Consider the following 26,986-nt stretch of genomic DNA (forward strand, 5'->3'; position numbering starts at 1 on the left):
GGCTGCGGCTAAAGTGAAGAAGCAGGATCATCGAACCTGCCGACCCGCGCCTCGGCCCGCGGGCATGGAGACGCCGCATGTCGTTCAAGAAACTCCTGATCGCCAACCGTGGCGAGATCGCCATCCGCATCGCGCGCGCGGCGGCCGACGCCGGCATCGCGACGGTCGCGATCCATCCGGCCGATGACGCGCTGTCGCTGCACGTGCGCGTTGCCGACGAGGCGATCGAAATCCCCGGCCGCGGCGCACGGGCCTATCTCGATATCGAAGCGGTGGTGAAGGCGGCGAAGCGCGCCGGCTGCGACGCGGTGCATCCCGGTTACGGCTTCCTCAGCGAGAACGCCGCGTTCGCCAAGGCTTGCGCGGATGCGGGCATCGCCTTCGTCGGGCCGAAGCCGGCCGCGCTCGAACTGTTCGGCGACAAGGTCGCGGCACGGCAACTGGCAAAGCGCTGCGGCGTGCCGATCATCGCCGGGACCAGCGGGCCCTCGTCGCTGGAGGAGATCACGGCATTCTTCGAATCCCTCGGCAAGGGCGCGGCGATCGTGATCAAGGCGATGGCCGGTGGCGGCGGCCGCGGCATGCGCGTCGTGGAGAATGTCGCCGATCTCGCGGAAGCCCATGCGCGCTGCCAATCCGAGGCCAGGGCGGCGTTCGGCTTCGACGGCGTCTATGCCGAGCGCCTGATCCGGCAGGCCCGTCACATCGAGGTGCAGATCATCGGCGACCGCCATGGCGCGATCTCCCATCTCTGGGAGCGCGAATGCACCATCCAGCGCAGGCACCAGAAGCTGATCGAGGTGGCGCCGAGCCCGTCGCTCAGCGACGCCTTGCGCGGCCGCATCATCGAAGCTGCGAGGCAGCTTGCGACCGCGGCGTCCTACGACAATCTCGGCACCTTCGAGTTCCTGGTCGACGGCACGGCCGAGGACAGCTTTGCCTTCATCGAGGCCAATCCGCGGCTTCAGGTCGAGCACACAGTGACGGAGGAAGTGCTCGGCCTCGACCTCGTCCGGGCCCAGCTTGCGGTCGCCGCCGGCGCAACATTGGCCTCCCTTGGTCTGGCAGAGGGCTCCATCCCAAGGCCGCGCGGCTACGCCATGCAGCTCCGCGTCAACATGGAGACGCTGGACGAGCTGGGGGCGACGCATCCGACCGGCGGCGTGCTCGCCGTGTTCGAGCCGCCGTCGGGGCCCGGCGTCCGCGTCGATAGTTTTGGTTATGCCGGCTACAAGACCAGCGCGGCGTTCGATTCCCTGCTGGCCAAGGTCATCGTGCACACGCCGGGCGAAGCCTGGCACGACGTCGTGGCAAAAGCCTCGCGCGCCTTGCGCGAGTTCAGGATCGACGGCGTCGTCACCAACATCGCCTTCCTCCAGGCAGTGCTCGCACATCCCGATTTCAGGACCAACCGCATTGCGACCGATTTCATCGATCGCAACATCGCAAAGCTGGTCGAGGCGGCCGATGGCGCGGCAAAGCCGCTCTATTTTGCCGCGACCGAGCGAAGCGGCCATGGCGCGGAGACGCACGTCGCGCAGATCGTGCCCGAAGGCGCGGTGATGGTCGCAGCGCCCCTGCAGGGAACCATCGTCACCGTCCAGGTGAAGGAAGGCGAGATCGTGCGCCCGGGCCAGCAGCTCGCCGTGATCGAATCCATGAAGATGGAGCATCTGGTCATGGCCGAGCAGGGCGGCCGCGTCATGAAGCTCGTCGCCGGCGATGGCGTTACCCTGATGCATGGCGAACCGATCATGTATCTGGAGCCGCTCGACGTCGCGGCCGATGCGTCGGCGGCGGAGGCCGATGTCGATCTCGACCATATTCGTCCCGATCTTGCCGAGGTGATCGCGCGCCAGGCCAATACGCTCGATGCGAACCGCCCGGCCTCGGTCGAGCGCCGCCGCAACACCAACCAGCGCACCGCGCGCGAGAACGTCGCGCAGCTCGTCGACGACGGCTCGTTCATGGAGTACGGCAGCCTCGCGATCGCGGCGCAGCGCCGCCGGCGCAAGCTCGACGACCTCATCAAGAGCACACCGGCCGACGGCCTCGTGATGGGTGTTGCGACGGTGAATGCCGAGAAGTTCGGCGCCGAGGGGGCGCGCTGCATCGTCGTGGCCTATGACTACACCGTGCTCGCGGGCACGCAGGGCCACATGAACCACAAGAAGATCGACCGCATGCTGACGCTTGCGGAAGACTGGCGCGTCCCGCTGGTGTTCTATGCCGAAGGTGGCGGCGGCCGGCCCGGCGACACCGACCGGCTCGGCATGACCGGCCTCGACGGCCCGTCCTTCGTGCAGTTCGCGAAGCTCTCCGGCCTCGTGCCTGTCATCGGCGTGGTCTCCGGCTATTGCTTTGCCGGCAACGCCGCGATGCTCGGCTGCTGCGACGTCATTATCGCCACCAGGAACGCCTCGATCGGCATGGGTGGGCCCGCGATGATCGAAGGCGGCGGTCTCGGGGTCTATCACCCCGCGGAGGTCGGCCCTGTTACGTTCCAGTCACCGAACGGCGTGATCGACATCCTCGTCGAGGACGAGGAGGAGGCGACGCGGGTGGCGCAAAAATACCTGTCCTATTTCCAGGGCGCGGTTACGGAGTGGCAAGCGGCCGACCAGCGTCTGCTCCGTCGTGCGATCCCCGAGAACCGCCTGCGGGTCTACGACATCCGCAGCGTGATCGATCTCGTCGCCGACAAGGATTCCGTGCTGGAGCTGCGCCGCGACTACGGCGTCGGTATGATCACCGCGCTGATCCGCATCGAGGGCAAGCCGTTCGGTCTGATCGCCAACAATCCGCGTCATCTCGGCGGCGCGATCGATGCCGACGCCGGCGACAAGGCCGCGCGCTTCCTTCAGCTCTGCGACGCCTTCGATCTGCCGATCGTCTCGCTCTGCGATACGCCCGGCTTCATGGTCGGCCCGGAGGCCGAGAAGACCGCGATCGTGCGCCACGTCTCGCGCATGTTCGTGACAGGCGCGAGCCTTACCGTGCCGCTGTTCGGCATCGTGCTGCGCAAGGGTTATGGTCTCGGCGCGCAGTCGATGATCGGCGGCGGCTTCCACGCCTCCTTCTTCACCGCGGCCTGGCCGACCGGCGAATTCGGCGGCATGGGCCTGGAGGGCTATGTTCGCCTCGGCTTCCGCAAGGAGATGGAGGCGATCGCCGATCCCGAGGAGCGCGAGACCTATTATCGCAACAAGGTCGCCGAGCTCTATGCCAACGGCAAGGCGGTCTCGATCGCCTCGGTGTTCGAGATCGACAACGTCATCGACCCCGCCGAGACGCGGCGCTGGATCATGGCGGGCGTGCGCTCGGTGCCGAAGCCGCCCGCGAGGACGGAGAAGAAGCGGCCGTGCATCGATACGTGGTGAGCGCAGTGCAGCAATAGCTGCGTCCCGGTTCCCGATTGACATCCCCGCCTGTGCTGCCAGACTTTGCACAATAATACAGGGTGGAGACGTCCGCGATGGCCAGCCTTTCGGCCTCGAACCATGTCGCCCGTGTCTTGTCCGTCGCCAATCACGTGGCCGACGTCGATGCCTCGTCGCGCATTGCCGATTCCTGGCGGCGCTGCCTGATCAGCCACAAGCTCGACCCCGCCCGCCAGGGTCCGCCGCAGACGCTGACCGAAGCCGAGATTCGCCACGTCGCCGAGCCCATGGAGGAGACGATCCGGTTGGCAACGCCAGAGCTCGACGATCTCGCCCGCGTGCTCCGCGATGCCGGCTACTGCGTCAATCTCGCTGACGTGAACGCGACCATGCTGTTCAGCCGCCTGCCGGGCGAAGCCGACGCAAAGATGTTTCTGGACTGGAAGATCTACACCGGCTCGAATTTCGCCGAGACCTTCGAGGGCACCAACGGGCTCGGCACCGCGCTTGCCGAAGAGAAGCCCATCCTGGTGCATCGCGACGAGCATTTTCGCGCGCAGTGGCACATGTTCTCCTGCGCCGTGGCGCCGTTGTTCGATCAGGCCGGCCGGCTCGCCGGTGCCGTGAACATCACCTCGTGCCGCGAGGATCTCGAACGCGCCGCGCATCAGCTCGCGCTCGCGGTGACGATGGAGGCGACGCGGCGGATGGAGGGCGCGATCTTCCGCGGCCATTTCCGCAACGCCTGGATCGCCACCGTGCCTGATGACGGCGGCAGCGGCCTGCTCGCCTATGACGACGATCGCCGCATCGTCGGCGCCTGCCGTTCGGCGCGCGCGCTGCTGGGCCTCACCGACGGTTTGATCGCATCCGGCATCGATCTGTCGCGCTATATCAAGTTCGATCACCATACCGCGCGTGGTGCGGATGAGGTCGTCGAACTGCGTCGCGCCGACGGCAGCGCGCTGGGGCAAGGACATGTCGCGCCGCCGCTGCGGGCGAGGCCGTCCACTCAGCGTCGTGACGTTCCGGTCGATCGTTTCGATTCGCTGCATCGGCTCGCAGGCCGCGATCCCGGCCTGATCAAAAGCGTCAAACGCCTGCGGAGCATCGGCGACCACAATCTGCCGGTGCTGCTGCATGGCGAGACCGGCGTCGGCAAGGACGTGTTCGCGCGCGCGATTCACGCGGCGAGCAACCGCGCCCGCAACCATTATGTCGCGCTGAACTGTGCGGCGATGCCGGAGAGCCTGATCGACGCCGAGCTGTTCGGCTATGAGGCCGGCGCCTTCACCGGCGCGCGCCGGGACGGCTCGAAGGGTCTGATCGTGCAGGCCGACGGCGGCACGCTGTTCCTCGACGAGATCGGCGACATGCCGATCGCGCTGCAGACCCGCCTCTTACGCGTGCTCGAAAACCGCGAGGTCTGGCCGCTCGGCGCGCTCAAACCGGTGCCGGTCGACATCCGCCTGATCAGCGCGACCCATCGCGACCTCGGCCGCATGGCGGAGGAGGGCGCCTTCCGCGCCGATCTCTACTTCCGCCTGCGCGGCATGGAGGTGCGACTGCCGGCGTTGCGCGAGCGCGCCGACCGGGACGATATCATCCGCCAGATCGCGCGCGAGGAGGCGCCGGATTGCCGCCTGTCGGACGAGGCCTGGGGGTTGCTCTCGGCCTATCCCTATCCCGGCAACATGCGCCAGCTCCGCCACGTGCTGCGGCTTGCCGGCTGCACCGCGGAGGACGGCGTCATCATGGATGCCGATCTCGATCTGCCTCCGTTCGGGGGAAGGTCGGCAGAGCCAGATCTCGCAGCGGCCGAGCGTGCGACGATCGTCGAAGCGTTGCGCAAACATGGCGGCCGCGTCACCGAGGCCGCGCGTGCGCTGGAACTCAGCCGCGCCACGCTGTACCGGAAGATCAAGCAGTTGAAGATCGAGACGACGCGGTAGCGCTCAGTCGCATGCAGTGTTCGTTCTTCCCCTCTCCCCTTGTGGGAGAGGGTGGATCGCCGCGTAGCGGCGAGACGGGTGAGGGGTCTCTCTCCGCGATCACAGATATCGTAGGGTGGGCAAAGGCGCACTTGCGCCGTGCCCACCATCTATCCGACACTGCAACGGGAGTGGCGGGCACGCTTCGCTTTGCCCACCCTACGACTATAATTCCAGACTCGCGGAGAGATACCCCTCATCCGGCGCTTCGCGCCACCTTCTCCCGCAAGGGGAGAAGGGAAGGGCAGCGCGCTTGGAGCGCTCTTACGAAAAATCGCTCCAGCTCAGATGCCGCGAATCGAGGTCGCCGACTGTAACGGTGCCGCGGATCTCGTGAGGGACGTGGAAGCTGCTGCGCAGATACACCAGCGGCGCGGCCCCGTCGGAATGCGAGACGCCGCGCACCTCGCCGACGAAGATCGAATGCGTCTTGGTCTCGAATTCCTGCGCCAGCGCGCAGTCGAACGCGGCAACCGCATCCGTCAGCACCGGTGCGCCGGTCACCCCGCGCGTCCACTGCCCGAACGAAAATCGGTCGTCGCCATTGACGCCCTTCTGGCCGCTGAAGGTGAGCGCGAGCAGGGCGTGGTCCTCGTGCAAAAAGTTGATCGCGAAGGCGCCTTCCTCGCGGATGCGGGCATGTGCGCTGGCGTTGCGGTTGACGCAGACGATCAGTGACGGCGGATTGTCCGACAGCGAACAGGCTGATGTCACCGTCAACCCGGTGCGCTTGCCGTGTTCGGCGCCAACCGTGACCAGCGCAACCGCGCCGGCGCATTGGCGCATTGCCAGTTTGAAATCCTTTGCGTCGACGCTCACGCCGAAATCTCCGAAACGGGGGCGGGTGCGACACGATTGCGCCGCACCCGCCGCGCGTCAAGCGGCCTTCTTCGCGGAGCCGAGATGCTTCAGGCGCGGCATCACCTCTTTGCTGAGCAGCGAGAGCGAGTGGCGCCAGGCCTCCGGCTTGTGCTTGTAGTCGAAGCCGAATACCAGCAGCACGCCGAAGCCGCCGACCTCGTCGTAGATCTTCTCGATCTTCTCGGCGACGGTTGCGGGCGAGCCGACGATCCAGTTCCGTTTGGCGCAATATTCGACGGTGACGTCACTGTCGGGCACATCGGGCGCGTGCTTCAGATAGTCCTTGAAGCCGAAATGGCCGAGCAGGGGCAGGAAGTACTCGTGCATCATCCGGCCCATCATGTCACCGGTCGACAGCTTCCAGGCCTCCTCGTCGGTGTCGGCGACGAACACCTCGCGTACGAGGCGCCAATCCGCGCGGTTCGGCTTGCGTCCGGTCTTGGCGGCGCCGATCTCGACCGAGTCCCAATGGCTGCCGACATAGGCCGGGTTGAGGTTGAGGCTCATCGGAATGAAGCCGCGCTCGCCGGCGAGCTTCAGCGTGTCCGAGTTCTTCGACAATCCGGCAACGCCGATCGGCGGATGCGGGGCCTGGAGAGGCTTGATGTGCGGCTTGAGGAAGTCGAACATCGTGTCCGGCTTGGTCACCGTCCAGAACTTGCCCTTGTAGGTGAAGGGCGCGGGATCGGACCACAGCTTCAGGATGATCTCCAGCGCCTCGCGGGTCATGTCGCGGTTCTGTCCGCTCATGCCGTCGACGTTGAACATCGCCCAATCGCTCGGCAGGCCCGAAGCTGCGACGCCGAAATTGAGCCGGCCCTCGGAGAGATGGTCGAGCATCGCGACGCGGTTGGCGAGCTCGGCCGGGTGGTGATAGGGCAGCAGGAAGCCGCCCGGCCCGATGCGGATATTCTTGGTCTGCATCAGCGCCTGCGCGATCAGGAGGTCCGGCGTGGGATTGGGTTCCCAGGGCGCGGTGTGGTGCTCGCCGACCCAGGCTTCCTGGTAGCCGAGCTCGTCGAGCCAGCGCATGACTTGCAGGTCCCAGTCGTTTCCTTCCTTCAGGCCGCACTCCGGCGGATGCGAAGGCATCGTGAAATAGCCGATCTCCATGGGTTTCCTCATCTGATGTTGACGCGTCTTGTTGCGCGTTCCTGGACTTGAACAGGACAGCTTTAGCAAGCGGTGTGCCACGGCATCGCAAGCGGCGTGCCAGCGCGGCGAGCGCCTCGGACCTGCGAAAAATCGCTGGTTTGAGGCGGCAATAGCCGATATCCCGGGGCAGGTTTGCGAGCGTCCGTCTCATTGTCGCGAGACGGCGTCTTGCCGGTGAGACCAAGGATACGTGTTGAAAGGATACGTGTTGAGATGACCGAACCCGCCTGTGTCGCGGTGGACTGGGGCACCAGCAGTTTTCGGCTCTGGCTGATCGACCGCACCGGCCAGGTGCTGGCGGAGCGCCGCAGCGATGAGGGCATGCTGGCCGCGGCCAAGGCCGGCTTTGCCGGCGTGCTGCAGTCGCATCTCAGGGCAGTCGCGGCCCCTGCCCAGCTGCCGGTGCTTGTCTGCGGCATGGCGGGCGCCAAGACCGGCTGGGTCGAGGCCGGCTATGTTGACACGCCTGCGCCGCTCTCCGCTGTGCTGAAGCAGGCCGCGCCAGTGCCCGGCGAGACGCGCGATATTCGCATCCTGCCCGGCATCGCGCAGCGCGACGCCAAGGCGCCGGACGTGATGCGCGGCGAGGAGACGCAGCTGCTCGGCGCACTCGGCCTCGAGGCCGCAGGCGACGCGCTGGTCTGCATGCCTGGCACGCATTCGAAATGGGTGCGCGTGAAGGACGGCACGGTCGCGCACTTTTCCACCTTCATGACCGGCGAGCTCTTCAGCGTGGTTTCGCGCGAGACGATCTTGTCGCTGGCGGTCGCCGGCGCCGATGACGCCGAGGATGTCGCGAGCTTCAAGGCCGCCGTGAAAGCCGCATATGAGGCGCCGGCCTTCGCGGCCAACCTCCTGTTCGGCGCGCGGTCGCGGCAGCTTCTGTTCGGCGGCACGCCGGCCGCCGCGCGCGAGACGCTGTCGGGCACGTTGATCGGTGTCGAGCTGGCAGCAGGGCTCTCCGGCACCGTGCCGAAAGCGGGCATCACGCTGATTGCCTCCGGGCGGCTCGCGATGCTGTACCGGCTTGCCTTCGATGCGCTGTCGGTCACCGTTCAGCCGATCGATGCCGATGAAGCCGTTCGCCGCGGCCTGTCGATGGCCGCTGCCGCGATCTGGACGAAACGAGAGGAATCTTGAGATGAGCGTTCCCTTTCCGCCGATGCAGCGTCCGCTGGTCGCGATCCTGCGTGGTGTGAAGCCCGAGGAGACCGAGGCGATCGTCGGCGTGCTGATCGAGGCCGGCATGACCGCGATCGAGATCCCCCTGAATTCGCCGGAGCCGTTCCGCTCGATCGCGACTGCCGTGAAGCTCGCGCCGGCCGGCGTCCTGATCGGCGCCGGCACGGTGCTCACCGCCGCAGATGTCGATCGTCTCAATGACGTCGGCGGCAAGTTGATGGTCTCGCCGAATGTGGATACGCAGGTGCTCATGCGTGCACATCAGTACGCCATGGTGACGTTGCCGGGTGTGTTCTCACCGACCGAGGCCCTGCTCGCCGCGCGCTCCGGCGCATCGGGCCTGAAATTCTTTCCGGCCGGCGTGCTCGGCGCGTCCGGCATCGCCGCGATTAAAGCCGTGCTGCCGGCCGGCGTGATGATCGCCGCCGTCGGCGGCGTCTCCGACCAGAATTTTGCCGAATACATCAATGGCGGCGTGACGGCGTTCGGGCTCGGCTCCAGCCTCTACAAGCCCGGCATGACGGCGGCCGATGTCGCCGCTCGCGCAAAGGTGACAATCGAGGCCTACGATCGGGCGATTGCGAAAGACTGACGCGGCAATAAACAAGCCGTGATGGCGTCACGGTCGCGCTTTATCCTATCTTGCCGCATCAGTGAGATCAGGAGACCGACATGGCGATCAACAACGTGGCCGATCTGTTCGTGGCAACGCTCGAACAGGCCGGCGTCAAGCGCATCTACGGCATCGTCGGCGACAGTCTGAACGGTCTTACCGAGGCGCTGCGCCGCCGCGGCACTATCGAATGGATCCATGTCCGGCACGAGGAGGTCGCGGCCTTCGCCGCCGCCGGCGAAGCCGAGATGACGGGCAGCCTGGCCGTCTGCGCCGGCTCCTGCGGCCCCGGCAATCTGCACCTGATCAACGGGCTGTTCGACGCGCATCGCAGCCGCGTTCCCGTGCTCGCGATCGCGGCGCAGATCCCTTCGGCGGAAATCGGCGGCGGCTATTTCCAGGAAACCCATCCGCAGAACCTGTTCCGCGAATGCAGCCATTATTGCGAGCTGGTGTCGGATGCGAGCCAGCTGCCTTACGTGATCGAGAACGCCATCCGCGCAGCCGTAGGCCTGCGCGGCGTCGCGGTGATCGCGATGCCCGGCGACGTCGCGTTCCGCAGCCCGCCCAAGCGCGCGCTGTCGACGACGCGCGGCCTTGCGCTGTCGGCGCCGAAGGTCGTGCCGCAGGCCGATGAGCTGAAGGCGCTTGCTGATCTCCTTAACGGCGCGGAGCGCATCACCCTGTTCTGTGGTCGCGGCTGCGCCGGCGCGCATGCGCCGCTGATGCAGCTGGCCGAAGCGCTGAAGAGCCCGATCGTACACGCGCTCGGCGGCAAGGAGCATGTCGAGTACGACAATCCGTACGACGTCGGCATGACCGGCTTCATCGGCTTCTCCTCGGGCTACGCCGCCATGCACGCCTGCGACGCGCTGGTGATGCTCGGTACTGATTTTCCCTACAAGCAGTTCTTCCCCACCGATGCGCAGATCGCGCAGATCGACATCCGCCCGGAAAATCTGGGACGGCGGTGCAAGATCGATCTCGGCATTGTCGGCGACGTCAAGCTGACCATCGAGGCGCTGCTGCCGCTGCTCAAGACCAAGACGCAGCGGAAACATCTCGACGACGCCATCGCGCACTACAAGAAGGCGCGCGAAGGGCTCGACTCGCTTGCGAAGGGGACACCGGGCAGCAAGCCGATCCATCCGCAATATCTGGCAAAAGTCATCAGCGACCATGCTTCTGATGACGCCGTCTTCACCGCCGATGTCGGCACGCCGACGGTGTGGGCCGCGCGCTATCTCGACATGAACGGCCGCCGCCGGCTGATCGGCTCGTTCGTGCACGGCTCGATGGCCAACGCGATGCCGCAGGCGATCGGCGCGCAGGCTTCGCAGCCGGGCCGCCAGATCATCTCGCTCTCCGGCGACGGCGGCTTCACCATGCTGATGGGTGACCTGATCACGCTGACCCAGATGAAGCTGCCGGTGAAAATCGTGGTCTTCAACAACGGCGTGCTCGGCTTCGTTGCGCTGGAGATGAAGGCGGCCGGGTTCGTCGACACCAATGTCGATCTTGAGAATCCCGATTTCGCGACGATGGCGCGCGCGATGGGCATTTTCGCCAAACGCGTCGAGGACCCCGGCGAGCTCCCGGGCGCCGTGAAGGAGATGCTGGCCCATGACGGACCCGCGCTGCTCGATGTCGTCACGGCGAAGCAGGAGCTGTCGATGCCGCCGACCATCACGCCCGAGCAGATCAAGGGTTTCAGCCTCTGGGTGCTGCGCGCGGTGATGAACGGCCGCGGTGACGAGGTGCTGGATCTCGCGAAAACAAATCTGCTACCGCGCTAGCCCCGCTTCACCGAGGGCGCGGGCAGCCGCTCGTGGCGGTGCTGGAAGCGCTGCCAGTGCAGCACGATGCCGATCAGCAGGGCCGGCACGAAGCCGAGTGCGATCAGGAAATACGGCAGCTGCGTCGGCGAGATGAATGCAATGGCGATATCGGAGATCAGCCAGAGTGCTGCGAACATCACCGCGAAATCGGTGCGCGGGCAGCGCACATAATAGAACACGGCGGTGATGACGATGGCGGGCCCGATCGCGATGCCGATCATCACCGCGGTCAGCTCCTTCGGCGTCAGCGCGTCGAGCACCATCGACGCCAGCAGCCAGAGCGCGGCGAACATGGCGATGATGTCGAGCGGATGCCGCAATCCAATACCTCTCGCAGGAACCAGGCTATCGTTGTGGCCCGGTCCCTCGCCGTCAAGGGAAAATACGCCTATTCCTCGTCACTTCCGGGCGTTGGCCGCAGCATGAAATGGCCGAAAGCGGTGGCGATCGGCTTGCTCGCATCGTCCTGCCAGGCCCGCGCTTCGAAGGCGACGATACGCCGGCCCTGCTTCACGATCGAGACATTGGCGACGGTATCGAGGGCACGTCCGGAACGCAGATAGTTGACGGTGAGTCCGATCGGCTTGGGCAGCGCGGCGATGCCGAGCTCGCGCCTCACGCCGAGGATCGCGGTGGTCTCGAGGAAGGCACCGGTCATGCCGCCATGGATCGCGGGCAGGATCGGGTTGCCGATGATCTGCGGCGAGAACGGCATCGTCAGCGTGCCGTCGTTATTGACGCGAATGCCGAGGCAGCGCGCGAACGGGCTGTTGGCGAACGGGCCGTCCGGATCGTCGGGCGCCTCCAGCGTCGGGATGCTGCGCGAATCCATCCTGCGGTCCGCGAGCATGTTGGTGCGGTTGGCGCCGATCATGAAGCAGGCCGTCGCGGTTGCGACCGGATCGTCCTCGGACTCCTGATAGGCGGTGGAGCGCACGAAGGCGATCGAACGCGTGGTGCGGTAACACACCGAATGCGCCTTGATGTCGAGGCCCGGTGTCGCCGGCTTCTGATAATCGATGCGCAGATCCAGGGTTGCGATCGCGCGCGTGCCGTCGAGTGCAAGTTGCACCGCCATGCCGCAGCTTTCGTCCAGCATCGCCGTGACGACGCCGCCATGCAGCACGCCGGTCTCGGTGTCGCCGACGAAGACCGGACGGTAGGGCAGGCTGGACCAGGCCTCGGCGGGGGCGAAGCGGTCGAGCTGGAGCCCGCTGATATGGCCGTAGTCGGAACGGCGGCTCTTAACCGCCTCGGCGAGTTCCTCGAACGGAAGCGTGGTGGGTGAAGTGGACATGACGACGTTCTAGACCAGTGTCGGGTGCCGCGCAAAACCCCGAAAGGGGCTCATCAGGCAGGTCGGCAGTTAGGTCTGCAGTCAGGTCTGCCTGGGCCGGTTTGGCCTCGACACGGCGTGCCGAAGCAACGATGGTGGGCGTTTCGTCCGCCGACCAGCCCCGAGGAGTGCCCATGGCCGACCCCGAAACACCCGCCACCAATCAGGGGCCCGTGACCATTTCGAGCTCCAGCTCGGAACGGGCACCGATCATCTATTTCGACGGCGCATCCTGCTTCGGACACCACAACGGCGCGATCCAGATCGAGCTCGCCGCGAACCTGCTGATGCCGGTCGGTGCCGCCGTCAGGGTCGACGTGGTCCAGACCGCGCACTTGCGCTGCAGCGTGGCCGCAGCGCTGGCGCTGCGCGAAGCGCTCGACAAGGCTCTGGCGATGTACAAGCAGGGGCAGCAGCAGCCGGCGGAGGTGATCCCGACGGTGAAGAATTGAGATCCGCTTTGGAGGTTGGCTCGCGCGCTCGGCCTTATCGTTCGAGACGACCGCTTCGCGGTCTCCTCACCATGAGGGTCTGACGTCTCGCCGCGAAACCAGACCTCATCCTGAGGAGCCCGCAAAGCGGGCGTCTCGAAGGATGGCCTCAGGGACGTGGACGCTTGTCCAAGGCGAATAGCCTCGCCTCAGCCCACATGCACCTTCGGCTTCTTGCCGCCATTCCACTTACCGTCGAGCGCGCGCTCGATCTGGGCGGCGAGCTGCAGGAGCAGGCCGTCATTGGCCTGCTTGGCGATGGCCTGGATGCCGAGCGGCAGGCCGTGGTCTTGCTCTGCCATCGGCATCGAGATCGCCGGCATGCCGCAGAGATTGGCGAGCGGCGTGAAGGCGAAGAAGCGCCAGAGATTGCCGAACCAGTCGAGCACGTCAGGATTGTCGGAGATGGTGAGATATTCCCTGGTGCCCACCTTCGGCGTCGGCAACGCGGTGATCGGCGTCAGGATCACGTCCCACTGCTCGAAGAACGCGCCGAAGCCGCGCGAGGTCGTGTTGAACACGCCTTGCATCTTCGCCCGCTCGGCGAAGCTGGTGTGCCGGCCGGCTTCCCAGATCCTGATGTTCATGGGCTCGATCAGATCCTCCGGCGGCTTTTCCAGTCCGCGCGCGGCAAGCATGTTGGAGATCACCACGGCAAAATTGCTGATATAGCAGGTGGTCTGCGCCGCGAAGGCGGCGCGGAAGTCGAGTTCGGGCAGCGCGTATTCGACGTGATGGCCGAGGCCTTCGAGGAAGCGGCCGGTCTTCTCAAGCTCGGCGGCGATCTCCGGCGTTGCGGTATAGTCGCCCCAGCTGTGCGACAGCGCGATGCGAAGCTTTGACGGATCGCGCTTGATCATCTCGGAATAGGGCTGCGCCGTGGTCCAGAACGGCATGAACTCGCCGGGCGCAGGTCCACGGGCATGATCGACGAAGGCCGCGGTGTCGCGCACCGAGCGCGACTGGCAGCCCTGGATCGAAACGAGGCCGGTGAGGTCGGACATGTGCGGGGCCAGCGAGAACACGCCGCGCGACACCTTCAAACCGATATTGCCGTTGACGCCGGCGGGAATGCGGATCGAGCCGCCGCCGTCGGTCGCATGCGCGATCGGGACGACGCCGGCCGCGACCATCGCCGCGCTGCCCGCCGATGAACCGCAGGTGGTGTAGTCGGTATTCCAGGGATTGCGCGTCACGTAGACGGCGGGATTGTCGGCCGAGCTGCACACGCCGAATTCCGGCGTCGTGGTGCGTCCGATCAGGTTGAGGCCTGCCTGACGGAATTTACCGGTGAGGAACGTGTCGGCCGCGGCGCGATTGCCGCGCATCAGCAGCGAGCCCATCTCCTGCAGCCGGCCCTTCATGGTCGGTCCGAGGTCCTTCATCAGGAAGGGCAGGCCGGCGAACGGGCCGGCGAGATTGGCGCCGTCCTTGGCCGGATCGGCGATCACGTCCTCGAACAGCTCGACCACACCCGACAGTGCCGGGTTGACCTTGGCGACGCCCGCGGCGGCCTGGCGCGCCAACTCCTTCGCCGACAGTTCGCCCTTGCGGACGCGCGCCGCCAGCCCGACGCCATCGTGCTGCGCCCATTCGTTCCAGCTCATCGGCAAAGTCATGAAGTCAAAATCCCCTAGGATGCGGCGCCACCTTTTTCGCAAGGGGCCGCCTGAATCAACTGAGCCGGGGCGAAGGGCAGGGTTGCGCCGGGCGGAGAGGTCGCCGCGTCATTAGGGCAGGCGTGCAATCACCGCAACCGGGCCGCCGCCGGCCGGCCCCTGATGCTCGGCACCGCCGGAGACATAGACCGCGCCGGTGCCGGCAAGGCCTGCAATCAGGCCGCCGACGGCCGCGCGGGCGTGGCGCGTCGAGCTGATGTCGGTATCCTCCAGCATGGTATGGCGGAAGCCGCGCACGCTGCCATCAGGCGAGGCCTCGGCCTTGGCGAAGATGTTGACGAGCTCGCGGCCCTCGGTGGCTAGCGGCGCGACGCCAAGGCCAACACCAAGCCCGACGCTGTTCAACGCCGACACCACGGCCGGGGCATCGATCGCATCGTTCATCACGGCGTGTCCGATCTCGAACTCGCTCGCTGAAGACGCCGAGTTGCCGAGCACGATGATGACGTTGTGCATCAGCTCGATCCCTGACGAGGTCGAGGCGACCTTCGAGAACAGATCGTAGCGCCGCAGCACGTCGTCGTCTCTGACATTGGAATCGATCTCGCCGAGCGCGACAGCGACCCCAAGCGCGGAGGCGCCGCGCGAATAGGCCATCGAGCTGTAGGCGCTGGTCGTGGCCGTCTTGTTGCCGCGCGCGTTTGCGGCTTCGACGCGGTCGCTGGTGAGCAGCGGGCATTTGATCTGCACGAAATGGACGTCGGCGGGATCGGTGATGCCGGCATCCGCCATCGCGGCCCTCACCGCCTTGGCCGTTTCCATGATCTGTTCCGAGCGGCCGATCTCTTCGGGGAGGAAGTCCCGCGTGTGCGCCATGCCGATGCTCAAGCGCTTGCCGGACATGCCTGCCGGACGCTCGGCTTCGCGGCGGGTGAACACCGTGATATGCGGGCTGAGCACGCCTTCGGTGCCGCCCGACATCACGAAGGCGATGCGCTGCTCGACCGCCTCTGGCGAAAGGCCGAGTCCTGGCGCCAGCGCCGTGCACAACGCAGCAGCGGCATATTCCCGCGTAAAATCGTTGACGCCGCCATTGCCTTCGGTCTTGCCGAGGATGGCCAAAATCGTTGTCGGGTCGATCGCGCCGGAGCCGATCATGGCCATGAGGCCGGAGACGTCGCCGGGGCCAGTGGTGGCGACCTTGAAGACGCCGACCGATGCTGTCCGCATTGCAGTCCTCGTGTCGAGTTCGGTGGTCCGGCGGGTCAACCAGCCGTGGAACGGAGGCGCATGTCAAGGCACAAGCGGGGCGCAGGCACCCACGAATGTGGCGAGATCGCATCCGGTTCGACAAAAAAATCCTCTGTCGACGGTTGCGCGCCGCATCTTGATGAATCAACCTCGGTTGGTCCATAAGCGGCGTCCCGCTGCCGGTGGTTCGCCCCCGCGTCGCGTGCTTGGATAGAGGGATTCTCGCGTGGCAAATATCAACCAGAAAATTGCGCAGGAGCTTGGGGTACGGGCGGAGCAGGTCGAGGCGACGGTGACGTTGCTCGACGGCGGCGCCACGGTTCCCTTCATCGCCCGCTACCGCAAGGAAGCGACCGGTGCGCTCGACGACGCGCAATTGCGCACCCTGGAGGAGCGCCTGGGCTATTTGCGCGAGCTCGAAGACCGCCGCAAGGCGATCCTCGAATCGGTCCGCGAGCAGGGCAAGCTCGATGCCGCGCTCGAAGCCTCTATTCTCGCCGCCGACAGCAAGGCGCGCCTCGAAGACATCTACCTGCCGTTCAAGCCGAAGCGCCGCACCAAGGCCGAGATCGCCAAGGAAGCCGGGCTCGAACCGCTCGCCAATCAGCTGATGGCAGAGCCGGTCAACGATCCGAAGGTCGTGGCCGAAACCTTCATCAACGCCGAGAAGGGCGTGGCCGATGCCGCCGCCGCGCTCGACGGTGCCCGGGCCATCCTGGTCGAGCGCTTCGACGAGGACGCCGATTTGATCGGTGCGCTTCGCGAGGACGTGTGGACCAATGCGCGCATGGCCTCCAAGGTGCGCGACGGCAAGAAGACCGAGGGCGAGAAGTTCGCCGACTATTTCGAGTTCTCCGAGCCGCTGACGAAGCTCCCGTCCCACCGCATCCTCGCGATGTTCCGTGGCGAGAAGGAAGAGATCCTCGATCTCCAGATCCAGGCCGAAGCCGAAGCGTCGCCGCCGGGCGTGCCGAGCGCCTATGAATTGAAGATCATGAAGCGGTTCGGCATCGCCGACCTCAAGCGCGCCGGCGACCGCTGGCTGATCGACACCGTGCGCTGGGCCTGGCGTACCAAGATCCAGGTGCATCTCAACATCGACCTGCGCATGCGGCTGTGGAACGCCGCCGAGACCGAGGCCGTGCGCGTGTTCGCTTCCAATTTGCGCGACCTGCTGCTCGCGGCACCCGCTGGCACCCGCGTCACCATGGGCCTCGATCCCGGCTACCGCACCGGCGTCAAGGTCGCCGTCACCGACGCGACCGGCAAGGTGGTCGATACCGCCGTGATCTATCCGCACGAGCCGCAGCGGCAGTGGAACGAGGCGCTCGCGATCCTCGGCAAGCTTGCGCTGAAGCATCGTGTCGAGCTGATCGCGATCGGCAACGGCACTGCCTCGCGCGAAACCGACAAGCTTGCAGGCGATCTCGTCAAGGGTCTGGCCGAGCTGAAGATGACCAAGATCGTGGTATCGGAAGCCGGCGCGTCGGTCTATTCGGCCTCGGCCTTCGCCTCGGAGGAGTTGCCGGGTCTCGACGTCACCCTGCGCGGCGCGGTTTCGATCGCCCGCCGTCTTCAGGATCCGCTCGCCGAGCTCGTCAAGATCGAGCCCAAGGCGATCGGCGTCGGCCAATACCAGCACGACCTCGGCCAGGCCAAGCTCGCCAAGTCGCTCGATGCCGTGGTCGAGGACTGCGTGAACGCGGTCGGCGTCGACGTCAACACCGCCTCGGCGCCGCTTCTGGCCCGCGTGTCGGGCGTCGGCTCCGGCCTGGCCTCGAGCATCGTGGCACACCGCGACGCCAACGGCCCGTTCAAGTCGCGCAAGGCGCTGAAGGACGTGCCGCGCCTCGGGCCGAAGGCGTTCGAGCAATGCGCGGGCTTCCTGCGCATCCTCGGCGGCGAGGACCCGCTCGACGCCTCCGGCGTGCATCCGGAAGCCTATCCCGTGGTGCGGCGGATTCTCAGTGCCACCAAGAGCGACATCAAGGCGCTGATCGGCAGCAGCGAGATCGTGCGTACGCTGAAGCCGAAGGATTTCGTCGACGAGACCTTTGGTCTGCCGACCGTCACGGACATCCTGCGCGAGCTCGAGAAGCCCGGCCGCGACCCGCGTCCGGCGTTCAAGGCCGCGGTGTTCAAGGAAGGCGTCGAGGAGATCAAGCATCTCCAGAAGGGCATGATCCTCGAAGGGACCGTGACCAACGTTGCCGCCTTCGGCGCCTTCGTCGATATCGGCGTGCATCAGGACGGCCTGGTTCACATCTCGGCGATGTCCAGGACCTACATCAAGGATCCGCGCGAGGTGGTGAAGCCCGGCGACATCGTCAAGGTGAAGGTGCTGGACTTCGAGGTCGCCCGCAAGCGCATCTCGCTGACCTTGCGCCTCGACGACGAGGTCGGTGCCAAGAAAGACGCGCCCGGCATGCAGCGGGACAACAGCTCGCGAAACCCCGCGCGCATGACGTCGTCGGCGCCGCGCAACCAGGAATCCTCCGGCGGCGGTGCCCTGGCCGAGGCCATGCGCCGCGCGGCCGAGAAGAACGGTGGCAAGCGGGCGTGATACTTTGACCTCTCCCCCGCTCTTTGCGGGGAGAATTCGGATCGCGCCAGCGATCCGGGTGAAGGCATGCGGTTGACCGGAGTCAAAGGTCCCTCCGACTCGTAAGTTGATTGTGCACGGGACAGGCGTTGCCATCACTTTTTAGATCGCATTCGCGGACGCAGCCTCTCATCCCGCCCTCTCCCCGTCAGAACGGGGCGAGGGAGCGAAAGAGCGTTCGTCCCTAACACCCGCGTCAGAATCTGGCGCGTTTGTAAGTTGAAGGTGCCTGTCCCTTCCTCTCATCTGATCCTCCTCGCGCGGCAGAAAGATCGCTGCGCAGCACGGAGGATGCTTCGATGGACAACAGGCTTCTCAAAGGCGTCACTGCGGTGACGCTCGCCGCAATGATGGCGCTCGCTTCACCTGTGCTTGCCCGTGGCGGCGGCGGCGGCGGCGGTGGCGGAGGCCATGGCGGTGGCGGCTTCGGCGGTGGTGGCTTCGGCGGCGGCGGCCATGGCGGCTTTGGCGGTGGCGGGCATTTCGGTGGCGGCGGAATGCATGCGGGTGGCTTCGGCGGCATGCGCGCGGGTGGTTTCGGTGGCATGGGTGGCGCGCGCTTTGCTGGCGGCCCGGGCTTCGGTGGCGCCCGCTTCGCCGGTTCGCCAATGGCCGCCCGTGCTGCCATGGGGCCGCGCTTTGTCCGTGCACCATTGGCGACCCGCGCCGCTTTCGGCCCGCGGTTTGCTGGCCCGGGCTGGCACGGCAGGCCGTTCATTGGTCGCCATGCCTTCTTCCATCGTCACCGCTTCAACCGGTTCGCTTTCGTCGGCGCGCCGTTCTTCTATGCCAAATATGGCAACTATTACGACGATGGCTGCTGGCAAAGGAGCTGGACAGCCTATGGGTGGCAATTGGTCAATGTGTGCGGAGACTATTGGTAGTCGCATCGCGGTACCGCACCATTGTCGCGATCGCCGCCGGGCAGTTCCGCTCAGCCCCGGAACGGGATAGTCTGGTGGCGATCGTCGCGCGGAGTTTTGCATGACCGGAGGTCACCGCCGCATTCTGGTCGTCGAGGACGATCCGGAAACCGCAGGCCAGCTCGTCGAGGAACTCACCACCTCGGGCTACGACGTCGATCTTGCCGCGACCGGTCGTGAAGCCCTGAGCCACGGCGTCGCCCGCGACTATGCCGTGATCACCATCGACCGCATGCTGCCCGACATCGACGGCATCACCGTAATGCGCCAGTTGCGCGACGACGGCATCGCCGCACCCTTCCTGATCATCTCCGCGCTCGGCGAGGTCGACGACCGCGTGCGCGGTCTGCGCGCCGGGGGTGATGACTATCTCGTCAAGCCGTTCTCCTTCGTCGAGCTGCTGGCGCGCCTCGAGGCGCTCGGCCGCCGCAGCGAGACCGTCGCCAAGGAAACCATCCTGCGGGTCGGCGATCTCGCCATCGACCTGATCGCGCGCAACGCCAGTCGGCGCGGCCGGAAAATTCCGCTGCTGCCGCGCGAGTTTCAGCTGCTCGAATATCTCGTCCGCAACGAAGGCCGCGTCGTCTCCCGGGCGATGCTGCTCCAGCATGTCTGGGACCTGCATTTCGATCCCTCCACCAACATCATCGACGTCTATGTCGGGCGGGTCCGCCGCAAGGTCGACGATGCCCAGGCCTATCCGCTGATCCATACGATCCGCGGCATCGGATATTGCATCCGTGCTCCTGGCTAAGACGCTCCGCTCCTCGACCTTCCGTCTGGCACTGATCGCGATCGCGACGTTCGGGCTGATCGTCGCGGCGATCATGGCCTATGTCTATTTCGGCACGATTGCCTATGTGCAGGGCCGGGTCGGCGACGCCGGCGATCACAGCGGCTTCACCGCGATGATCGAGCTTGCGATGATAGCGGTCGCCGTGCTGCTGGCCGTGCTGGCCGGTCTTGCCGCCGTGCTGGTGACGCGGCGCACGGTCGGACGGATCGAGGAGATCAATGCGGCCAGCCGCGCCATCATGCTGTCGGGGCTCGACCGGCGCATTCCCTTGCGCGGCAGTCACGACGAGTGGGACCGCGTCGCCGAAAACCTCAACCAGATGCTTGACCGCATCGAGACGCTGATGGGCGAGGTCAAGCAGGTCAGCGACAACGTCGCCCACGATCTGCGCACGCCGCTGACACGCATGCGCGGCCGGCTGGAAAAGGCTTATCACACCCCGCGCAACGGTGAGGCCGATGCGACGCTGATTGGCGATACCATCGCCGATCTCGACGCCGTGCTCGGCATGTTCGCTTCCATCACCCGGATCTCGGAGATCGAGACCCGCGCCCGCCGGAGTGCGTTTCGCAGGCTCGACCTCGCTGAAATTGCCGGCGAGGTCGTCGAGCTCTACGACGCCGCGGCCGAACAGGTCGCGACCCGCCTCAGCCTTGACGGCGACCGCGAGGTGGCGATTACGGGGGACCGCGACCTGCTGTTCGACGCCATCGCCAATCTCGTCGACAACGCGATCAAGCACGGCCGCGCGGGCGGGCAGGTCACCGTGACCTGTCGCAGCGCCGGTGGCGTGGCGGTGATCGCGATCGCCGACGATGGTCCAGGCATTCCCACCGGGGAGCGCGATCACGTGTTCAAGCGCTTCTACCGGCTGGAACAGAGCCGCTACACGCCGGGCAACGGTCTGGGCCTGAGCCTGGTCGCGGCGGTTGCCGGCCTCCATGGCGCCGAGATCGCGCTGCACGACAATGCGCCGGGCCTCACGGTCCGGCTCAGCTTCCCGGCGACATCAGCGCGATAGGAGCTGACAGCGTCATAGCTCGATCACGCCGCGGCGTGCCGCATGCGCGACCGCGTCGGTGCGGCCGGTTGCATCCAGCTTGTCGAGCAGCGAACCGACGTGGAATTTGACCGTGTGCACGGAAATGCCGAGCTGGCGCGCGATCAGCTTGTTGGACGCGCCTTCCGCCATCAGCGCCAGGACATCGAGCTCTCGCTGCGTCAGCGCGATGTCTTCCGGCATGATGCGCGGATCGCGGGCCATGACCGTCGCCGTGGCGGCCTCGCCGGGCGCGGCCAGCCGAAGTCCGGCGATGTTGCCGAGCAGGATCGCCAGGCGATCGGCGAGGGCGGGATCGTCGATCTCCAGGGCGAGCACGATCTCGGGCGCGTTGTCCTCGCTCACGCCTCCGGCCTCTCGCCGATCGTGACCTTGAAGCTGACCGGCTCGCCGCCGCGGCGCACCGCGACATCGACCACCGTGCCGACGCTTGCAGGTCCCAGCGTCCGCGACAGCGCACGCACGCCGGAGAGCTTATGGTCGTTGACCGCCACGATGACGTCGCCCTGGCGGATGCCGGCCGCAGCCGAAGGGCCGGCCTTGTCGACATTCATCACCATCGCGCCGATGCCATCGTCGAGCCGCACCGGCTGGAGCCCGAGGCCGAGATATCCGCGGGCGATGCGGCCGCGCGCCTCGAGCTGTGCCGCGACCCGCTCGATTGTCGCCGTCGGGATCACCAGGACCCGCCGCGGCCCGAGCACGGCCATGCCGAAGGCGTCGCCCGATGCATCGAGCGCGAGCCCGCCTTGCTGGGCGAAGCGCAGGCGCACGTCGAGCTCGATCCGCGCATCGATGTCGCCGCCGCGCAAGGAGCGCCAGCTCTTGCCGGACAGTGACACCATGCCGAGCGCCGCGCTCGGCGCATCGCGATCGCTGGCGACGACGACCGACAGCGTGCCGAGGGGCGGAACGGTCGCGGCCAGCTTGACCGGTGCAAGACTGGCATCGGTGCGCAACAGCGCGATGTCGGTCGTATGGTCGCGGCCGGCGATCGTGGCGGCCGCGGTGCTGCCGTCGGGGAGGCCGATCTGGATATCGCCCTCGTCGGCCAGCGCTTCGTCGGCGGTGACGATCAAGCCGGGCTTCCAGACGAAGCCGGTGGCGCGGGAGCGATGCGAATGCACGGCGACGACGGACGGCGCGGTACGCGTCACGACATCCGCGAGCGCGGACGAAAGGGACGACAGAGGAGTGGGGTCGGTCATGGAAGGCTCCTGTAGATTGTCCTCAATCTGGGATGTCGCGGGCGATTGCGAAACTGGCCGGGTGGCCAGGACAGACGGGGCGGGCCGGCCTCCGCAGGCCGGCGGCCGACGAACATGTGATTGGGACGCCCTCACGGGAACGTGTAGCAATCCAGGAATTGCACCGCACGTCCCTAAGCGTTTCCAGCGAGCCCCGACCGATGACCGCCGACCTCACCCGCCGCACCCTGCTCCAACTCGCCGGCGCGACCTCGCTCGCGATGGCGGCGGCCGCCGCCGCTCGGGCCGAGGGCATGCCGCAAGGCGGTGGGCCGACCTATGCCAGCCGCACGCCGATGCGGGTGGGCATGGTGACGCTCCGGGTCAAGAACCTCGACAAGGTCGCGGACTACTACCGCGACGTGATCGGACTGACCGTGATCGAGCGCTCCGCGACCGCCGCGACGCTCGGCACGGCCGGCATCACGCTGCTCGTGCTGGAAGCCCGTCCCGAGGCCGCGATCGAGCCGCGCAACGCCGCGGGCCTCTACCACACCGCCTTCCTGATGCCGTCGCGCAAAGATCTCGCGCGCTGGCTGGTGCACGCCGCCTCGCATCGCGTGCCGCTGTCGGGCTTCGCCGATCATCTCGTCAGCGAATCCGTCTATCTCGACGACCCCGAAGGCAACGGCATCGAGGTCTATGCCGACCGCGATCCCTCGCAATGGCAGTGGAGCGAGGGCAGCGTGAAGATGGCGAGCGACGAGCTCAACATCCCCGACCTCTTGTCGCTGACCAACACGCGCGTCGCAGACTACGCCAAGGCACCGGACGGTCTGCGCGTCGGCCACATGCATTTGCGTGTCGGCGATCTCGCCGAGGCCGAACGATTCTATCACGGCACGGTCGGCCTCGATCCGACCCGCCGCCGTGGCGGCGCCGCGTTCCTGTCGTCGGGCCGCTATCACCATCACCTCGGCATGAACGTCTGGCAGAGCCAGGGGGCCGGCCAACGCGACGATCAGACCACGGGGCTTGCCTGGTTCTCGCTGGTGATGGCGAAGCAGGACATTCTCGCTGCGCAGGAGGAACGCCTGCGCAAGGGCGGCGCGCAGGTCACTGCGCTCGCCAACGGTCTGGAGGCCGTCGATCCCTGGGGCACGCGGGTGCGCCTGATCAGGGTTTGATCGCCGGCACGGGCATTGCTATGACCGGTCAGGCGCTAGCCAGTTTTCCGGGGTTCAGCCTGACATGTCCGATTTTCACGGCGTCTTTCCTTATCTTGTTTCGCCCGTCGATGCCGATGGCACGGTGCGCACCGAGGTCCTCGGCAAGCTCTGCGACGATCTGATCGGCGCCGGCGTGCACGGGCTGACGCCGCTGGGTTCGACCGGCGAGTTCGCCTATCTCAATGCCGCGCAACGCAGCGCGATCGTGCAGACCACCATCCAGGCCGCGAAGGGACGCGTGCCGGTTGTGGCCGGCGTCGCCTCCACCTCGACGGCGGATGCGGTGGCGCAGGCGAAGGCCTATCAAAAACTCGGCGCCAACGGCATTCTGGCGATCCTGGAAGCGTACTTTCCGCTCGCCGATGCCCAGGTGGAATCCTATTTCCGCAGCATCGCGGATGCCGTGGACATCCCCGTCGTCATCTATACCAATCCGCAATTCCAGCGCTCCGATCTCACGCTCGACATCATCGCGCGCCTCGCTGAACATCCGCGCATCGGCTACATCAAGGACGCCTCGACCAACACCGGCCGGCTGCTCTCGATCATGAACCGCTGCGGCGATGCCTTGCGCGTGTTCTCGGCCTCCGCCCATATCCCGGCCGCGGTGATGCTGATCGGCGGGCTCGGCTGGATGGCGGGACCGGCCTGCATCATCCCGCGCCAGAGCGTCGCACTCTACGACCTCTGCAAGGCCGGCCGCTGGGACGAGGCCATGGCGCTCCAGCGCAGACTGTGGCGGATCAACGAGGCCTTTGCCCGATTCAACCTCGCCGCCTGCATCAAGGCGGGGCTGGCGATCCAGGGCTACGACGTCGGCGATCCCGTCCCGCCGCAGGCCGCGCTGTCGGCCGACGCCCGCAAGGTCGTGGGAGCGGCGTTGAGGGAGCTTGATTAACGAGCGGTCGTCCCCGCGATCGGTGCCGTAGGGTGGGCAAAGCGTAGCGTGCCCACCATTTGCCCGTCATTGAGGGTGGTGGGCACGGCGCGCGAAGAGCGCGCCTTTGCCCACCCGACGGAATCGCGGATTTGCGAGACGGCATGCCAAATCCATGCATATCCCGCCTAAAACCGCGGCTGGTATGCCTCCGATCGATCCGCTAAAAGGCTGCCCGCAGTTTCGAAAAGACCCTGAGGACCCCACGGAATGAACATTCTTCCCGGCAATTTGCGTTTCGGAGCGGGCCAGCCCGTCAAGCGTTTGGAAGACCAGCGGCTGCTCACCGGGAAGGGTCAGTTCATCGACGACAAGCCGGAGGAGGGCGCGCTGTGGTTGCATGTGCTGCGCTCGCCGCATGCCCACGCGAAGATCGTCTCGATCGACACCAGCGCCGCGGCCGCCATGCCCGGCGTCACCGCGATCTACACCGGCGCTGACCTCATCAAGGACGACATCGGCACCATCCCGACCTTGAGCATCTTCAAGCGCCCCGACGGCAAGCCCATGACGGTGCCGCCGCGCCGCCTGCTCGCCCATGAGATCGTGCGTTACACCGGCGAAGCCGTGGCCGCAGTGGTGGCCGCCTCGCGCGCCGAGGCGCAGAGCGCGGCCGAGGCCATCGTCGTCGAATACGATGTGCAGCCCGCCGTGGTCGACCCCGTCGAGGCCGTAAAACCCGGCGCGCCCGTGGTGTGGCCGGAGGCGCCCGACAACATCGTCGGCGCGATGAGCTATGGCGATGCCGCCAAGGCGGACGAGGCGTTTGCCAAGGCTGCGCATACGGTCGAGCTCGACATCGTCAGCCAGCGTCTGGTGCCCTCCGCGATGGAGCCGCGCTCGACCATTGCCGAGATCGACAAGAAGACCGGCCGTCTCCTCCTGCATGTGCAGTCGCAGACGCCGGCCTCGACCCGCGACGTGCTGGCGGAAGCCGTGCTCAAGCGCCCCAAGGACAGCGTCCGCGTGCTGGTCAGCGACATCGGCGGCGGCTTTGGTCAGAAGACCAACCTCTATCCGGAAGACGGCATCGTCGCCTATGCCGCGACCAAGCTGAACAGGAAGATCCGCTGGCGCGGCGACCGCACCGACGAATTCGTCGGCGGCACCCACGGCCGCGATCTCACCTCGACCGCGTCGTTCGCGCTCGACGAGAAGGGCAAGGTGCTGGCCTATCGCGTCAAGTCGATCGGTTGCACCGGCGCTTACTCCTCGGGTGCGGCGAACATCATTCCGCTGGTGCTAGGGCCGTTCGTGCAGACCGGCGTCTACGATTTGCCGCTGGTGCATTTCGAGGTGCAGTCGGTGATGACCCACACCGCGCCGGTCGGTGCCTATCGCGGTGCCGGTCGTCCCGAAGCGGTGTTCATCGTCGAGCGCCTGTTCGACGCAGCCGCCCGAAAGATCGGCATGGATCCGCGCGCGATCCGGAAGGTGAATTACATCAAGCCGGCACAGCTGCCCTACACCAACGCCGCCGGGCAGGTTTACGATTCCGGCGCCTTTGCGCACATGCTCGATCGCGCCGTGAAGTTGGCCGATTGGGACGGCTTTGCCGCGCGCAAGAAGGCGGCGAAGAAGAAGGGCCTGCTCTACGGCCGCGGGCTCACCTCCTACATCGAATGGACCGGCGGCCGCGCCCACACCGAGAAGGTCAGCCTGCACGCGACCTCGCAGGGTCGGGTGGTTCTACACTCCGGCACCATGGCGATGGGGCAGGGGCTGCAGACCACCTACACCCAGATGATCTCCGACACGCTCGGCATTGCCATGGACAAGATCGACGTCGTCCAGGGTGACACTGATCTCGCCATGGGCTTTGGCAGCGTCGGCTCGCGTTCGCTGTTCGTTGGCGGCACGGCGGTCGCGGTCTCGTCGAATGATTTGATCCAGAAGGCGCGCGAGAAGGCGGCGAACGTGCTCGAGACCTCGGTCGAGGACATCGAATATCAGGGCGGCATGCTCACCGTGGTCGGCACCGACCGCCGCATCAGCCTGTTCGATCTCGCCGAGAAGGAGGGCGGCGCCAAGCTCAGCGTCGATTCCGAAGGCGAGGTCGATGGCCCGAGCTGGCCGAACGGCACGCATATCTGCGAGGTCGAGATCGATCCGGAGACCGGCGTCTCCCGCGTCGTGCGCTACACCACCGTCGACGACGTCGGTGTCGCCGTGAACCCGATGCTGGTCACCGGCCAGATCCATGGCGGCGTCGCGCAGGGCATCGGTCAGGCGCTCTATGAGGGCGTCTCGTATGATTCCGACGGTCAGCTCCTCACCGCGAGCTACCAGGATTACTGCATCCCGCGCGCCGACGACGTGCCGCCGATCGTGGTGACGCTGGACGATTCCGCGCCCTGCCGCACCAATCCGCTCGGCGCCAAGGGCTGCGGCGAATCCGGCGCCATCGGCGGCCCGCCCTGCGTCACCAACGGCGTGATGGATGCGCTCGCCGAGCTCGGCATCACCCAGCTCAACACGCCGCTGACGCCGCAGAAGATATGGAAGGCGATCAAGGACGCGAAGGTGGCAGGCTAA

Annotated in this window: 21 protein-coding genes; 13 read left to right on the plus strand and 8 right to left on the minus strand. The window is 66.5% G+C overall.

Annotation, left to right across the window (positions count from 1 at the left end; translation table 11 throughout):
- Positions 1 to 77: 77 nt before the first annotated feature.
- Together OWC48_RS30335 and OWC48_RS30340 are read left to right on the plus strand one after the other, a co-directional pair.
- Positions 78 to 3,380, plus strand: a complete 3,303-nt coding sequence (locus OWC48_RS30335; protein ID WP_282523278.1) for a carboxyl transferase domain-containing protein — start codon at positions 78 to 80, stop codon at positions 3,378 to 3,380.
- Between the two features lie 95 nt (positions 3,381 to 3,475).
- Entirely contained in the window at positions 3,476 to 5,332 is a 1,857-nt protein-coding gene (locus tag OWC48_RS30340; protein ID WP_282523279.1) for a sigma-54-dependent Fis family transcriptional regulator, read from the plus strand.
- 303 nt (positions 5,333 to 5,635) lie between these two features.
- Here OWC48_RS30340 and OWC48_RS30345 read toward each other — a convergent pair whose 3' ends face one another.
- Both OWC48_RS30345 and OWC48_RS30350 read right to left on the minus strand, forming a co-directional pair.
- A complete protein-coding gene (locus tag OWC48_RS30345; RefSeq protein ID WP_282523280.1) occupies positions 5,636 to 6,190 on the minus strand; it encodes a flavin reductase family protein in 555 nt (184 codons plus the stop codon).
- Between the two features lie 57 nt (positions 6,191 to 6,247).
- Complete coding sequence (locus OWC48_RS30350; protein WP_028151542.1) at positions 6,248 to 7,345, minus strand: LLM class flavin-dependent oxidoreductase; 1,098 nt, start codon at positions 7,343 to 7,345, stop codon at positions 6,248 to 6,250.
- Positions 7,346 to 7,600: 255 nt separating this feature from the next.
- Here OWC48_RS30350 and OWC48_RS30355 point away from each other — a divergent pair, with 255 nt between their 5' ends.
- The 3 genes from OWC48_RS30355 (at position 7,601) to poxB (ending at position 10,978) form a co-directional block, all read left to right on the plus strand.
- Positions 7,601 to 8,527 carry a 2-dehydro-3-deoxygalactonokinase gene (locus tag OWC48_RS30355; protein WP_282523281.1) on the plus strand — a complete coding sequence of 309 codons (927 nt, stop codon included), beginning with the start codon at positions 7,601 to 7,603 and terminating at the stop codon, positions 8,525 to 8,527.
- Position 8,528: 1 nt separating this feature from the next.
- Positions 8,529 to 9,161 (plus strand): 2-dehydro-3-deoxy-6-phosphogalactonate aldolase, encoded by a 633-nt coding sequence (locus OWC48_RS30360; protein WP_282523282.1) that lies wholly within the window; start codon positions 8,529 to 8,531, stop codon positions 9,159 to 9,161.
- Between the two features lie 80 nt (positions 9,162 to 9,241).
- Positions 9,242 to 10,978, plus strand: coding sequence for a ubiquinone-dependent pyruvate dehydrogenase (gene poxB / locus OWC48_RS30365; RefSeq protein ID WP_282523283.1), 1,737 nt, complete (start codon positions 9,242 to 9,244; stop codon positions 10,976 to 10,978).
- Here the strand turns inward: poxB and OWC48_RS30370 are convergent.
- Together OWC48_RS30370 and OWC48_RS30375 are read right to left on the minus strand one after the other, a co-directional pair.
- Positions 10,975 to 11,340 (minus strand): hypothetical protein, encoded by a 366-nt coding sequence (locus OWC48_RS30370; RefSeq protein WP_282523284.1) that lies wholly within the window; start codon positions 11,338 to 11,340, stop codon positions 10,975 to 10,977. The two genes, poxB and OWC48_RS30370, sit on opposite strands and share 4 nt — an antisense overlap.
- A gap of 68 nt (positions 11,341 to 11,408) precedes the next feature.
- A complete protein-coding gene (locus OWC48_RS30375) occupies positions 11,409 to 12,317 on the minus strand; it encodes a PaaI family thioesterase (RefSeq protein ID WP_282523285.1) in 909 nt (302 codons plus the stop codon).
- Between the two features lie 173 nt (positions 12,318 to 12,490).
- Here OWC48_RS30375 and OWC48_RS30380 point away from each other — a divergent pair, with 173 nt between their 5' ends.
- The gene (locus tag OWC48_RS30380) at positions 12,491 to 12,808 is read left to right on the plus strand and encodes a hypothetical protein (RefSeq protein ID WP_212484393.1); all 318 of its coding nucleotides are present in this window, start codon (positions 12,491 to 12,493) and stop codon (positions 12,806 to 12,808) included.
- Between the two features lie 188 nt (positions 12,809 to 12,996).
- On the opposite strand, the gene OWC48_RS30385 is transcribed toward OWC48_RS30380, so the two are convergent.
- Entirely contained in the window at positions 12,997 to 14,466 is a 1,470-nt protein-coding gene (locus OWC48_RS30385) for an amidase (protein WP_282523286.1), read from the minus strand.
- Between the two features lie 111 nt (positions 14,467 to 14,577).
- Positions 14,578 to 15,696: a ring-opening amidohydrolase gene (locus tag OWC48_RS30390; RefSeq protein WP_282523287.1), complete on the minus strand. Its 1,119-nt coding sequence runs from the start codon at positions 15,694 to 15,696 to the stop codon at positions 14,578 to 14,580.
- A gap of 247 nt (positions 15,697 to 15,943) precedes the next feature.
- Here OWC48_RS30390 and OWC48_RS30395 point away from each other — a divergent pair, with 247 nt between their 5' ends.
- The 4 genes from OWC48_RS30395 to OWC48_RS30410 all read left to right on the plus strand — a co-directional run bounded on the left by OWC48_RS30395 (position 15,944) and on the right by OWC48_RS30410 (position 21,059).
- On the plus strand, positions 15,944 to 18,280 hold the full coding sequence (locus OWC48_RS30395) for a Tex family protein (RefSeq protein WP_282523288.1): 2,337 nt from the start codon (positions 15,944 to 15,946) through the stop codon (positions 18,278 to 18,280).
- A gap of 338 nt (positions 18,281 to 18,618) precedes the next feature.
- Positions 18,619 to 19,203: a hypothetical protein gene (locus OWC48_RS30400; protein ID WP_282523289.1), complete on the plus strand. Its 585-nt coding sequence runs from the start codon at positions 18,619 to 18,621 to the stop codon at positions 19,201 to 19,203.
- Between the two features lie 100 nt (positions 19,204 to 19,303).
- Positions 19,304 to 19,996: a response regulator transcription factor gene (locus tag OWC48_RS30405; protein ID WP_208084800.1), complete on the plus strand. Its 693-nt coding sequence runs from the start codon at positions 19,304 to 19,306 to the stop codon at positions 19,994 to 19,996.
- On the plus strand, positions 19,983 to 21,059 hold the full coding sequence (locus tag OWC48_RS30410) for a HAMP domain-containing sensor histidine kinase (protein WP_282523290.1): 1,077 nt from the start codon (positions 19,983 to 19,985) through the stop codon (positions 21,057 to 21,059). Before OWC48_RS30405 ends, OWC48_RS30410 begins: the two co-directional genes overlap by 14 nt.
- A 12-nt stretch (positions 21,060 to 21,071) precedes the next feature.
- On the opposite strand, the gene OWC48_RS30415 is transcribed toward OWC48_RS30410, so the two are convergent.
- Positions 21,072 to 21,443: a helix-turn-helix transcriptional regulator gene (locus OWC48_RS30415; RefSeq protein WP_282523291.1), complete on the minus strand. Its 372-nt coding sequence runs from the start codon at positions 21,441 to 21,443 to the stop codon at positions 21,072 to 21,074.
- Positions 21,440 to 22,306, minus strand: coding sequence for a S1C family serine protease (locus tag OWC48_RS30420; protein WP_282523292.1), 867 nt, complete (start codon positions 22,304 to 22,306; stop codon positions 21,440 to 21,442). The genes OWC48_RS30415 and OWC48_RS30420 overlap by 4 nt, the downstream gene beginning before the upstream one ends.
- A 200-nt stretch (positions 22,307 to 22,506) precedes the next feature.
- Here OWC48_RS30420 and OWC48_RS30425 point away from each other — a divergent pair, with 200 nt between their 5' ends.
- The 3 genes from OWC48_RS30425 to OWC48_RS30435 all read left to right on the plus strand — a co-directional run bounded on the left by OWC48_RS30425 (position 22,507) and on the right by OWC48_RS30435 (position 26,986).
- A complete protein-coding gene (locus tag OWC48_RS30425) occupies positions 22,507 to 23,472 on the plus strand; it encodes a VOC family protein (RefSeq protein WP_282523293.1) in 966 nt (321 codons plus the stop codon).
- A 64-nt stretch (positions 23,473 to 23,536) separates the two neighbouring features.
- On the plus strand, positions 23,537 to 24,412 hold the full coding sequence (locus OWC48_RS30430) for a dihydrodipicolinate synthase family protein (protein WP_282523294.1): 876 nt from the start codon (positions 23,537 to 23,539) through the stop codon (positions 24,410 to 24,412).
- Positions 24,413 to 24,661: 249 nt separating this feature from the next.
- A complete protein-coding gene (locus OWC48_RS30435) occupies positions 24,662 to 26,986 on the plus strand; it encodes a xanthine dehydrogenase family protein molybdopterin-binding subunit (RefSeq protein WP_282523295.1) in 2,325 nt (774 codons plus the stop codon).

This window comes from Bradyrhizobium sp. Arg816, from assembly GCF_029989365.1.
Classification (GTDB): Bacteria; Pseudomonadota; Alphaproteobacteria; order Rhizobiales; family Xanthobacteraceae; genus Bradyrhizobium.